We start from the raw sequence: 11,919 nt of genomic DNA on the forward strand, positions 1-11,919 counted from the left end.
TTATCCCTCCTTAAAGGCATTCGTACGTCTATATGCAATTAACGATACAGTTGCACTGATAATGAAGATCAAGATACCTAAAACAGCTGATGCATTATAACGTTGCTCTTGACCAAATGTTAAATTATATAGCCACGTTACCAATAAGTCAGTTGACCCTGCACCATTATAGTTATTATTAAATGGTGCACCACCAGTCAACAAGAAGATAACATTGAAATTATTAATATTACCAATAAACTGTTGAATCAAAGCTGGCGCCATTACAAATAAAATTTGTGGGAAAGTGATTGATCTAAAAATTTGTACTGAATTAGCACCATCAATTTTGGCAGCTTCAATTTGATCAGTTGGTAAGTTTTGAATAATAGCAGTTGATATCAACATTGATACTGGGATACCAATCCACATATTAACCGTAATAACTGATAAGCGCGCTATCAATGGTGACGCTTGGTTATCAATAAAGTGAATTGGGTGTGCTATTAAATGCAAGTTCATTAATATGTCATTTAATGGACCTTGATAGTCTAAAAATTGTGCCATCATCAACAATGAAACAAATGATGGAACAGCATAAACAATTACAAAGATTGTTCTCCAGAAATTTTTATGTTTAATTCCTTTCGATTCAATTAGCATTGCAAGTAACACTCCAAAAAAGAATGTTGTTGCAGTGGCAGCCACTGCCCATACTAGGGTCCAACCTAATACTGGGAAAAATGTTCCTGCTAAGTCACCACTTAAGACATTCCCAAAGGCTTGAAATCCAGTCCATGAAAATCCTATTGGGTGCTGGCGATCATAATTAGTAAAGGCCATTGAAATCATGAACACTGTTGGCAAAACTGTAAAGAATAAAATACCTAATAATGGGATAACCATTAGTGTTGCATGCAATCTTGAATCAAGTAAGGATGCAAGTTCTTCTTTATTGGTTGGAATATGTTCACCATCACGCTTCAAAATATAGTTGTGACGTGTTGAACGTAAATTAACTATATATAAATACATCATTCCAATAATCAACAATACTGCCAGTAATCCAAATAATAGAATCAAAACTGAATTATCTGGTTGTTTAGTAACATACACACCTTGTGCTTTATCAAAAACTACTTTTTTGGTTTTTAAAGATCCAAGTGTAGTTAACATATTTAATGCACTAATACCACTGAAGAAAAACCAAAATAAGAAAATAACTTCTGAAATTAAAAGTGATAATCCCTTAACCCATTGCTTATTTGCTAGGGCATTACTACCCATCAAGAAAAACGATAATTTTGTTGCAATATCGCCTTTTGACCATACTTCTCGATAAGTTGCTGTAGGAGATACATGATATTTTCGTTTAAACATAGTTGCTCCTTTTTAAGCCAAAAGGTTGGGATTATCCAACCTTCGCTTTACAAATTAATTATTTCTTTTCAATAGATTTAGCAAATTTTGCAAGTTGTGGTTTGTATTGATCAGGCTTAACCTTGCCATCATATGAACCACTAATTAATGGTGCAGCTCCTTGCCAGAATGCAGCCATTTGTGGAACCTTAGGCATTAATACTGAGTTGCCTTTTTGTGACATTTCGATAACTGCTTCAGCAACCGGATCACTCTTAACTGCCGGATCGTTAATTGCACTCTTAATTACAGGAATTTGGCCTGCTTTTTCATGAACAATTAATTGAGCTTTTTTATTTGTTACATAAGCAGCCAATTCAGCAGCAGCTTTAGCATTCGAAGTATGAGCATTTACGGCAAATCCTTCAATACCTAAGAATGCCTCCATTTGAACTGACTTGCCACCAACCATAATCATTGGGTATTTGGCAACAGCAAAGTCTTTTCCTAAGATACTTTTAATATTTGCAGCATCCCAAGGTCCATCCATAATTGCACTGGCATTACCTTTCTTTAATTGATTTAAAGCATTTGAAGTTTGCATAACACCTTTATTATTCTTTTGTTCAGCAAACCACTTCAACGCATTAACACCATTTTCTGAGTTAAAAGTTGAACCCTTTAAGTCTTCACCATTATTGCCATACAATTTAGTTCCTGCTGAGAAAAATACTGGCCACATAGTGTAGGCATTAGTAAAGTCAGTGGCAACTACACCTTTTTTAGTCATTGTATCCCAGTCTTTTACATCTTCTGGAGATAATTTTGACTTATTGTAATAAATTGTGTCTGCTTGTTGAGCATATGGATATGCATATACCTTGCCTTTCCAAGTAACACCTTCAGCAGCTTCTGGAGTATAGTTATCTTTAATATTTTTTGAATCATCTGGTGATAATGGATTAATGTATCCCGCATCGGCCATTTGTCCTAATTGGTCATTAGGAACTTCAAAAACATCCGCTGCCTTGGTTGCATCTTTACCAACATCAGTTTTGGCATTTGCGGAACCATTAGGGCTTTGAGTTACACGAACGCTAATACCTTTATGAGTCTTTTCAAAATCTTTAGCAATTTGCTTATAATATGGAACTTGTTGAGTATCTACCCATAGAGTAAGTTTTTTGCCATTATTTGCAGAATTTGAGTTACTGCTTCCATTATTCGAACAAGCTGATAATGAAGCTACTGCTAATAAAGCTGCACTTCCTAAAGCTACTTTTTTCCAAAGTTTCATGTTTTTTTCCTCCTAAAAACATATTTAAATTGATAAATTATTTTTTAACAACTGCAACAAACGCTGCATATGGTTGTAAACTTAGTGAATTTAATGATTTGGGTGCTTGATAGTTTGATATAAGCACTTCATCAATCTTATCTGGTAAAGTGATTTCTTGCTTGATACCAGATAAATTAGCTACTATAAGCCATTTTTGCTTATCTAAAATGCGATAATAAGCAAAAACTTCATCTGGTAGATTTTGAATTGCTTTAAAATCACCATTAACCACAATGTCATTTTCATGACGTAATTTAATCAATTTTTGATAAGTATAAAAAATTGATTGTGGATCCTTTAATGCTTGTTTTACATTAATCTTTTGATAATTTGGATTAATATGAAGCCATGGCTTAGCAGAGCTAAAACCTGCATTAGTGAAATCGTTCCATTGCATTGGTGTACGAGCGTTATCTCGACCTTTAATATTAATTGCATTAATTAAAGTTTGCTTATCATAGCCTTTTGCAAGACGCTCATGATACATTCCGACACTTTCAATATCATCTACTTCGCTAATATCCTTAACTTTATAATTAGTCATGCCGATTTCCTCGCCATTATAAATATATGGAGTGCCACGAAGTAAATGGAGTACTATGGCAAACATCTTAGCACTTTGAACACGATATTTAGTATCATTACCCCAACGAGAAACGATTCTTGGTAAATCATGATTATTCCAAAATAAGCTATTCCAGCTTTTTGAAAAATCTAATTGTGTTTGCCACTTTATTAATACTCGTTTCAGATCTCCTAAATTCAATGGCTTCAAATCCCATTTCTCACCATCTTTTTGTTGATCTAAAAGCATTGATTCAAATTGAAAGACCATTGATAATTCATGTCTTGTAGGATTGCTATATAATGCAGCTCGTTCAGGGTTAGCACTCCATGTTTCTCCTACAGTCATAAGATCTGTTTTACCAAATGTATTTTTATTCATTTCCTGTAAATATGGATGAAGCATTGGACCATTTTCACGTATTTTTTTATCAGGATCTTTGCCAATTAAATCAATGACATCCATCCTAAAACCGCCAATGCCTTTATCAATCCAAAAATTCATCATTTGATAAATTTGCTCTCGCAACTTAGGATTTTTCCAATTCAAATCTGGTTGTTTATCTGCAAATAAGTGTAAATAATATTGCTTAGTATTTTTATCAAATTTCCAAGCAGAGCCTGAAAATGCAGACTTGAAATCACTGGGCTCATGCCCATCAACTGGATCTCTCCAAATATAAAAATCACGATAAGAATTGACTTTATTTTTTTTGGATTCAATAAACCAATGATGTTCATCAGATGTATGATTTACAACCAAGTCCATCACAATTCGAATATTGCGCTTTTTTGCTTTAGAAATTAACATTTTCATATCAGCCATTGTGCCATATTCTGGATTAATTGCTTCATAATCAGAGATATCATATCCATTATCTTCACCAGGTGATTTATAAACTGGACAAAGCCAAATTGCATCGATACCTAATTTTTGCAGATAATCTAAACGTTTAATAATTCCTTGTAAATCACCTATTCCATCACCATTACTATCTTGAAATGAACGTGGATAAATTTGATAAACAACTGCTTTTTTCCACCAAGGTATTGCCATAGCATCACTTCCTCGTATTTGTTCAACTTATTTTTCTGCATTAAGAATTGTTACTTTAGTATCTTTATCGAAAAAGTGTGCCTTATTGACATCAAAGCCCATTTTCACTTTATCGCCAGGCTTATGATAATCACGTGCATTAACAATTGCGACAAATTCTGTACCATCAACTTTTTGATATAGTTGACTTGTAGCTCCTAATAACTCAGACACATCAACAGTTGATTCAACAACTGCATTGGGCCAAGTTTCTAAAAATGCTTGCTCACTATGAATGTCTTCTGGGCGAATACCAAAGATTATTTCTTTTCCGTTATAACCTTTTGATTCTAATAATTTTGAGCGACCTTCAGGTACTTTTAGTGTCAATCCTTTATTATCAGTGATCTCGCCATCATGGTATGTCATATTAAAGAAATTCATTTGTGGAGATCCAATAAATCCAGCTACAAATTGATTAGCAGGAGCATTATAGACTTCTTTTGGAGTACCAATTTGTTGGATACGCCCATCATTCATAATGACTATTCTATTTGCCAAAGTCATTGCTTCTGTTTGGTCATGAGTAACATAAATTGTTGTAGTCTTTAAACGTTGATGAATTTTGGCTATTTCAGCGCGCATTGAGACACGTAATTTAGCATCTAAGTTAGATAATGGTTCATCCATTAAAAAGATTGGTGCATCTCGAACAATCGCACGACCTAATGCCACACGTTGTCTTTGACCACCAGATAATGCGGCAGGCCTTCGATCTAATAACTTGTCTAATCCTAGAGTCTTAGCGGCGTTATGCACGCGTTTATCAATATCAGCTTTATTATAGTGACGCAATTTTAGTCCAAACGCCATATTGTCATAAACTGACATATGAGGATATAATGCATAGTTTTGGAAAACCATCGCAATATCACGATCTTTTGGAGCAACATCATTCATAACTTTATGATCAATCTCAAATTCACCTTTAGTAATATCTTCTAGACCAGCAATCATTCTAAGAGTAGTTGATTTTCCACAACCAGAAGGTCCTACAAATACAATAAATTCTTGATCTTTAATATGTAAATCAAAATCAGAGACCGAATAATTTTCAGCTTCAGGATATTTTTTATAAATATGGTTTAAATCAAGTTCTACCATGTTTTTACCTACTTCCTACTTTTTTAAGAAAAATTGTTTCTACTTTATCTAATGATATGTCAGCAGTTGTTGGAACAATATAATCAGCTTCTTTTAACACTTTTTTATTGCCAATTCCTACCGCAAACTGATGAGCCGCTTTAATTGCAGCTACTCCAGATGCTGCATCTTCAAAACTGATTATTTCATTTGCTTTTAGTCTTAATAATTCTTGAGCTTTTACATAAATTTCTGGATCAGGTTTACCTTTATGTAGCGTTGTTGGATCAACAATCGCATCAAACTCATTAATTATCTGAAGTTGGTGTAAAATCTTTGGTGCATTCAGCGAAGCTGACGCTACTGCCATTTTTAAATTTTGTTTTCTAGCCTCTAATAAAAGCTTTGATATCCCAGGTAATAAATCATTGGGTGTCATTTTTTTAATCGATTTTAGATACATAGCATTCTTTTCTGCTGCAAACTTTTGCTTTTCAGTTTCGCTATAACGATCTTGTTGATTACCATATTTTAAAATCAAATTTAAAGAATCCATCCTAGATAATCCCTTTAAAGTATCTTTTGCTTTTGAAGGAAGTTGAATGTCTAATTTTTGTGCTAAGGTATTCCATGCGATCCAATGATATTTTGCAGAATCTGTGATGACTCCATCAAGATCAAAAATTAACCCTTTAAGCATTAGCTTCACCTGATTTCAAATGAAGTATTTTGTCATTTAACTTGATATCAATATCTGGTCCACTAAGTAAAATTATCTTAGTTTTAGATCCAACTTCAACGGCTAACAATCGACCTCTATAGTTGATTTTGAAGCTATATTTTTTCCAACTGTCTGGTAAAAATGGTTTAAAACTAAGTTGATTATTTTCATAACGCATCCCTGCAAAACCTTGAACAATTGCAAGCCAGCTACCACTCATAGAAGTTATATGTAATCCATCACTAGTGTCATTATTATAATTATCTAAATCTAAGCGAGCTGTGCGTTGATACAATTCAACCGCTTTTTCTTTTCTACCAAGATCAGCTGCAATAATGGCATGAATTGATGGACTGAGTGAACTTTCATGAACTGTCATTGGTTCATAAAAATCAAAGTTTTTTTCAACTTGTTCTTTACTAAATTTATCTTTGAAGAAATAAATCCCTTGCATAACATCGGCTTGCTTAATAAATGGTGATCTTAAAATCTTATCCCATGACCAATGTTGATTAATTGGACGTTGATTTTCGGGAATTGCACTAGCAGGCCGTAAGTCTTTATTTAAAAAGTTATCTTGTTGTAAAAATATCCCTAAGTCCTTATCTTTAGGAAAGTACATATTATCAATAATATTTTGCCAATTGTTTTTTTCTTCTTGACTCACTGCAACCCTTGCTTGGGCTTGTTTAGTTGCTTTTGGTAAATGCTCTAGTGTATATTTCAAAACCCAAGTTGCCATTAAATTAGTGAACCAATTGTTATTGACATTATTTTCATATTCATTAGGACCAGTAACGCCCAATATCATATATTTACCAGCGCGTTTTGAAAAACTAACTCGATCAGCCCAAAATCTTGCAGTGCCAACTAAGACATCCATGCCTTGGTCTTTAACATAAGAATCATCGCCTGTATAAGCAGTATATTGTTCAATTGCAAATGGAATATCGCCATTGCGATGAATTTCCTCAAATGTAATTTCCCATTCGTTATGACACTCAATCCCGTTAAATGTAACCATTGGGAATAATGCACCCTTTAGACCTTGTTGTTTAGCATTATGATATGCGCCTGGCAATTGATCATGTCGATATTCAAGCAATGCTTTTGTAACTTGTGGTTTAGTTACTGCTAAATACATTGGTACAATAAATGCTTCGGTATCCCAATAAGTAGCGCCACCATATTTTTCTCCAGTAAAGCCTTTAGGACCAATATTGAGACGTTTATCTTCACCATAATAAGTCATAAATAATTGTAAAATATTATAGCGAATTCCTTGTTGAGCGCTATCGTCGCCTGCAATAATTACATCACTTTGTTGCCAGCGTTTTTGCCATACTTTTTCATGTAACTCAAGGTTTTCATTAAAAGTATGCTGCAATAATTCATCCATTAATTGAGTTGCTTTTGCTTTTTGCTCATCTGGCTTTACATCACGGCTAGTAACTACAATGATATCTTTTTCAAAATTAAGAGTATCTCCTGGATCCATTTCAAAGCTAAATGTTTCAGTTAACTTACCAGGTTTTGTTTTTACATCACCAGTAATAATTTCGTCATTAACTCTAATATCTTGTTTTAACAAAACAGTGAACTGAGGAACATTATACGGATTAGGTTTAGTAATTAATTGAATAGTTCTTTCAATTTTATCTTCTTCAATAGGTTTCCAAAAATGTTCTTCATAATTACTATCTTCATTAACAATTGTTCCATCTAAAGTATTATCAAATTGAATTGTTGCATGACCATGCAATACTTCAATTTCTACTTTGATCAAAGCAGCTTCTTTAATGACATTACTTAAAAATCGCTTAAAGGTGAATTTCACTTCTGCTTCTTTACCATGATAAATAAAACTTCTTGTTAATAATCCTTGATGCATATCAAGTGATAAATAAAAATCACTAAAGTTTACTTTAGCCAAATCAATTTTTTCATTATTAACAGTTATCCCAATTCCAATGAAATTAGGAGCATTTAAAGTTTTACCAAAATATTTAGGATAACCATTTTTCCACCAACCTACACGAGTTTTGTCAGGAAACCAAACTCCTGCAAAATATGTCCCTTGCAGGCTATCACCTGAATAACCTTCTTCAAAATTGCCACGCATCCCCATATAATCATTTCCAATTGCAGTCATACTTTCTTGCAATCGTTTATCTTCTTGTTTGAATTGATGCGTTGTAATTTTCCAAGGATCTATTTCAAAAATTCTTTTCATGTTTTCACTCCCACCTAATAGGGTTGCTTTTTGTTTACAGATCTATAATGCATTATTTGAAAACGCTTTACAATACAACTTTTGATGTTATCGGTATCAAGATTTTAGATTGTCACAACATATCCTTTAGGTAATATCTCTTCATCACAATAACGATGTCCAAAAATAGGATTTATATTTAACTTTATAGGTTTATCTGTTGTATTAAAATATGCAATTAGTGTTTCTTTCCTTGTTCGTTTAACTTTAATTAATCCCGAATCAGTTACTTGAAAATCAGTTTTTCCACGACTCAAAACATCACTATGGTTTCTTCTAAAATGAATAATATCTTTAACTAATTGCCAAATTTCACTACCTTTTTTATCCCAATCCATTGGCTTACGATTATCTGGGTCTTGTTTCCCATTCATTCCCATCTCTGTACCATAGTAGATACATGGAGATCCTGTCTGCATAAACATGAAAAATAATGTTTGCAATGCTAAATCTTTATCATCATGTGCTTCAGTCAATAATCTTGGCGTGTCATGTGAATCAAGCATATTAAGCATTGCTTGATTAGTTTGGCTTCTATATAACATTAATTGATCTGTAAGAAGTTCAATTAATTCTTTAGCACTTCGTTTTTTATTTAAAAAGTGATCTTCAATTTGTTGAGTAAATGGATAGTTCATAACTCCTGAAAATTCATATCCATTAAGCCATGGTTGAGCTGAATGCCAAACTTCGCCAATAATATAAAAGTCTGGCTTAATTTGCTTTACAGTATGTCTGAACATATGCCAAAAATGATGATCAACTTCATTAGCCACATCTAATCTCCATGCATCAATATCAAATTCTTTAACCCAATATTTAGCAATAGATAATAAATAATCACGTACTTCTGGATTTGATGTCTTTAATTTTGGCATTTTTGGTTCAAATGCAAATGTTTCATAAGGTAGTTTAACAATTGCATTATTTTTACTTGGATCAACAAACGGCTGTCTGGGATCATCACTAATATGAAACCAGTTAGCAAATCTTGACTCTCTGCCATTTCTCAATACATCTTGCCATTGCATGGACATATAGCCCATGTGATTAAATACAGCATCTAGCATGACCTTCATCCCACGCTTGTGAGCTTCATTGACCAGTCTTTCAAATAAAGCTTTGTCACCAAAATCAGGATCAATTGAAAAATAATCAATAGTATCATATTTATGATTTGATTCTGCTTTAAATATTGGGCAGAAATATAATCCTGTAATACCTAAATCTTGTAAATAATCTAAATGATCTAATACTCCTTGTAAATCACCACCATAAAAATCTGTGCGACTAGGATGTGCTTTAGGATCCCACGGTTTCACATTTTTTGGATCATTATTTTTATCTCCATTGGCAAATCTTTCAGGGAAAATCTGATACCAAACAGTGGTATGAACCCAATCAGGCGTTTTAATTACATCGATTTCATGGAAATAAGGCATCTTAAAATAATTTCCAAAATCTTCAAAATTATCTTTATTTACATCACGAAATCCTCGATCACCAACTAATACTCGCTCTCCATTTTTTCCTATAACTTCGAATACATATTGAATTCGGTGATACGGTACTCTTAAAGTTATTCCCCAATGATCTTCTACTTGACCAACTCCAATTTTTGATAATTCAGCATGATCATAAGTATTAAGATTAAAATAAGTATCCCCATAATAGACAATTACTTTATCCACATCATTTTTTGAAGTATGGAATCTAACTCGTAAATGATCTCTATCTAAAACAAAGCAGTCTTCACTTTCTGGACGATGACGCATAGCACCTAGTTGCATTTTAAATTCTCCTTTTTAATCACTACACCAGCATGTGGCATTAATATTAATTTATTTTTGTTTAACTTATATTTTCCAGTACTAATTAATTCTTTTTTATAACCATTGGGTATATCGATAGTAATTTCTTTATCAGATAATGAAACAGCTACTAACGCACTTTCATTTTGTAAATCTCGCTGATAAACATATGAATTTTTAGTGGCTAATAAGTAATATGACCCCTCTTGAAACAGACTTAGTTTTTTTAATTTAATTAATTTTTTATAAAAATTAAGCATACTATTTAAATCAATTTCTTGAGTCGCTACATCAGTATGGCTAGTATCTTTTCCATAGATCCACGGCTGATGAGAGCTGAAACCGTTGTATTTACTTTGATTCCACGGCATAAAGCTACGTGCAGTTAATTTATGGGTCTTAGAAACCATATCAAGCGCTTGAGCTTTTGTTTTCCCTGCTTTTTCAGCTTCTTTTATAAAAGCATCTACAGTCGGGTCTTTAAATTGGCTACTAGATTCAAAACTAATATTTTTTAGTCCAAGCTCTTCTCCATAATAAATAATTGGGATTCCCTTTTGTAAATACATGAGCATTGCTAAACTTTTAGCTTGAGTTGAACTAAAAGCATATCTTGTTGATATTCTTGCCATATCATGATTATTCCAATAAAGAACAGGCTGAGAAATACCAGTTAAAGTCTGTTGCCAAATAGCTTGATTTTGTTTAAATGTCAAATAATCCAATGGTTTTTCTTGATATTGATCAGAAAAACTAGGATCAAGATGACTTTTATCTTCTGTAAAATAGCGAAATGTAATAATATTATTCATTAAATGATTTCGTTTTTGAGTGTAGTCAACAGCCAAGTTTACATTAGCACTTGCAGCTTCACCTAATAACAATGCATCAGGGTAATCTTGTCTTATCTGTTCGCAAAATGGCCTCATCCAAGTTTGAACTTGAGGTAAGTTCGCAAAAAATTGTTCTGCAACTACGGGTGTATTTTTATCTGTTGGATAATTTTGTCTTAGATCTGCTTTGGCAATATGAATAAATGCATCTAATCTCAATCCATCTATTCCTTTATCTAGCCAAAATTCTGCAACTTCTAGCATTGCATGACGCACTTCAGGATTTTTCCAATTGAGATCTGGCATTTTTTTATCAAATAAATGAAAGTAAAATTGACCAGTCTTAGCAGGATCTGGTTCCCATACACTACCACCAAAAAAGCTTCCCCAATTATTCGGTCTTTGGTTATCATGACCAGAAAAAATATAGTAATCTCGATAAATGCTCTCTGGATCACTTATCGCATCTTGAAACCAAGGATGTTGGTCTGAAGTATGATTTAAGACGAAATCTAAAATAATTTTTATATTTGCTTGATGAAATGCATCAATTAAGTCTTCCATATCTTTCATTGATCCCATTTTTGAATCAATTGCAAAATAATTCGAAACATCATACCCATTGTCAACTTGAGGAGAAACAAAGATTGGATTCAACCATACTGTATTAATTCCCAATTTTTTTAAATAGGGTATTCGTTTTTTAATTCCATTAAGATCTCCTATACCGTCATTGTTAGAATCTTGAAAAGATTTCGGATATATTTGATAAATAATTGCATGTTCATACCAATGTGTCATATTTTTTCCTCCATTCATTTAGTAAAACATAAAAGAAATCGTTTACAAGGTTGCTTTTGTT

8 protein-coding genes are annotated in these 11,919 nt (G+C 32.9%); all 8 read right to left on the reverse strand.

From position 1 onward, the window contains the following. The 8 genes from AC38BG_RS01650 to AC38BG_RS01685 all read right to left on the reverse strand — a co-directional run bounded on the left by AC38BG_RS01650 (nt 1) and on the right by AC38BG_RS01685 (nt 11,858). Nucleotides 1-1,359, reverse strand: coding sequence for a carbohydrate ABC transporter permease (locus AC38BG_RS01650; RefSeq protein WP_489937442.1), 1,359 nt, complete (start codon nt 1,357-1,359; stop codon nt 1-3). A gap of 58 nt (nt 1,360-1,417) precedes the next feature. Then, the gene (locus AC38BG_RS01655; RefSeq protein WP_489937443.1) at nt 1,418-2,635 is read right to left on the reverse strand and encodes an extracellular solute-binding protein; all 1,218 of its coding nucleotides are present in this window, start codon (nt 2,633-2,635) and stop codon (nt 1,418-1,420) included. 37 nt (nt 2,636-2,672) lie between these two features. Beyond that, nucleotides 2,673-4,298, reverse strand: a complete 1,626-nt coding sequence (locus tag AC38BG_RS01660) for a glycoside hydrolase family 13 protein (RefSeq protein WP_489937444.1) — start codon at nt 4,296-4,298, stop codon at nt 2,673-2,675. A gap of 27 nt (nt 4,299-4,325) precedes the next feature. Next, nucleotides 4,326-5,441, reverse strand: a complete 1,116-nt coding sequence (locus AC38BG_RS01665) for an ABC transporter ATP-binding protein (protein WP_489937445.1) — start codon at nt 5,439-5,441, stop codon at nt 4,326-4,328. Nucleotides 5,442-5,445: 4 nt separating this feature from the next. Beyond that, a complete protein-coding gene (gene pgmB, locus AC38BG_RS01670) occupies nt 5,446-6,120 on the reverse strand; it encodes a beta-phosphoglucomutase (protein ID WP_489937446.1) in 675 nt (224 codons plus the stop codon). After that, nucleotides 6,113-8,374 carry a glycoside hydrolase family 65 protein gene (locus AC38BG_RS01675; RefSeq protein ID WP_489937447.1) on the reverse strand — a complete coding sequence of 754 codons (2,262 nt, stop codon included), beginning with the start codon at nt 8,372-8,374 and terminating at the stop codon, nt 6,113-6,115. Before AC38BG_RS01675 ends, pgmB begins: the two co-directional genes overlap by 8 nt. A 104-nt stretch (nt 8,375-8,478) precedes the next feature. Next, nucleotides 8,479-10,203 carry a glycoside hydrolase family 13 protein gene (locus tag AC38BG_RS01680; protein ID WP_489937448.1) on the reverse strand — a complete coding sequence of 575 codons (1,725 nt, stop codon included), beginning with the start codon at nt 10,201-10,203 and terminating at the stop codon, nt 8,479-8,481. Then, entirely contained in the window at nt 10,194-11,858 is a 1,665-nt protein-coding gene (locus AC38BG_RS01685; RefSeq protein ID WP_489937449.1) for an alpha-glucosidase, read from the reverse strand. Before AC38BG_RS01685 ends, AC38BG_RS01680 begins: the two co-directional genes overlap by 10 nt. Nucleotides 11,859-11,919 lie beyond the last annotated feature (61 nt).

The organism is Lactobacillus sp. M44 (assembly GCF_058130005.1).